Genomic DNA, 1376 nt, shown 5'->3' with positions numbered 1-1376 from the left:
GAAGTCGCTAATCTGTCGCAATCCCACATACTGGTCGGATACTTCCTCAAGGAGCTGGTGTAGCTTGGGGTCGCCTTGAATGGCCTGGACATTGCTCTCCAGGGCTTGGGTGGGCAGTTCGAGCAGGTCCTCCGCCATCGGGAAGTCCCTGAGCAAGGGCTGCAGCAAGGCAGTGCATTGGTCGGCAAATGTGTTAAACAGCTGCTCAAGTAACGCTTGGTCGATTTCAATTGGTCCAGAATCGGACAATGTTGAAGATAGAGAGTCGAGTGTGGCCTCGCTGGAGCTAGCCGAGCCTAGCACGGCGGCGAATACTGGAATGCCTTCTACTGAGTCACTCGAGGTGGACGTCCACGGAGTGTGTTTTGCTGTGGGGTTCTTGGTTGCCTTGGTTGCCTTGGTAGTGTTGGTAGTCTTGGTTGCCTTGGTTGCTTTGTTAGTCTTGGTAGTCTTGGTAGTCTTGGCAGCCTTGGCTGCTGGTCTCCTTTGTCGACACAACAGGAGAGTGGCAAGTAGCAGGACAAGGCAGAGTACCACAACTATGACCACGGCTATCAGCATGGCGGTAGTAGTGTCAATCGTATCAACCACAGTGGAATCGGACGTAAGGCTCTGTGTCACTGTGCCAGGTACAAAAGAGGAACTGGGGTCAATATCAAATGACAATGACGATTGAGAAGGCAAGTTTCTTGAAGCTACTGATCCAGGTGATTGACTGCAAACTGCTACGTCAGGACAAAAAACACGTACCTGGGGCAGTTTGGCAGGCACCGCAACCGGCGGTCGTCCATCCTTGGTCTTGGACAATCCACTGGCTAGCAGAGGGAACCAACACCATGGAATAAACCAAAATAGTAAGAAACCATATTGTGGGCATTGGGTTGAGATTTGAATGGGAAATGAACTGCAATGAACTTGACGAGGCGCAGATCATATGCCCAACTGGCCTCGCTCTAACTCCAGACAACCCAAACCAAAATTGTCATCATCTTACTTCCATATGCCATATTCTTGTTTTTATACTTTGACAATTTTGATTGGTTTCACCATCCCAGCAATATATGCCCAATCGTGTGAGGCGCTGTTTCCCGAGGCACTGCCAATCACTGGAAACCTGCAACTTAACGCTGCCAACCCGTTTGTGGCAAGGTCTGCTAGTGATGTTCCGTCTACGGTGCCTTCAGGGGGGTGTGGCAGTGCAGGGGACTCTGCCATCACCTTTAGGTGGACAGCCCTTCCCGGTGTCCTGACCTGGTCCACTGGACAGTCTACCTTTGACGCCCGCCTTGCACTCTACAGCAACGTGAATGGGGTCTGCACTCTAGTGGCGTGTAATGACGACGGTGGTGTTGGGCTAGAAGCTAGCCTGAGCTACT

The 1376-nt window shown here is 51.6% G+C and carries 2 protein-coding genes; both read left to right on the top strand.

Annotated elements, in window-relative coordinates; all coding sequences use genetic code 11:
* The first annotated feature begins 689 nt into the window (after positions 1–689).
* Positions 690–845: a hypothetical protein gene (locus tag V6D20_22770; GenBank protein ID HEY9818605.1), complete on the top strand. Its 156-nt coding sequence runs from the start codon at positions 690–692 to the stop codon at positions 843–845.
* Positions 846–1024: 179 nt separating this feature from the next.
* Positions 1025–1376, top strand: a 352-nt coding sequence (locus tag V6D20_22765) for a hypothetical protein (protein ID HEY9818604.1), incomplete at its 3' end; no start/stop codon positions are given.

The sequence above is a fragment of the Candidatus Obscuribacterales bacterium genome, assembly GCA_036703605.1.
Classification (GTDB): Bacteria; Cyanobacteriota; Cyanobacteriia; order RECH01; family RECH01; genus RECH01.
Note: the sequence above shows the minus strand (reverse complement) of the source record. Positions and strands in the feature narration are given on the sequence as shown.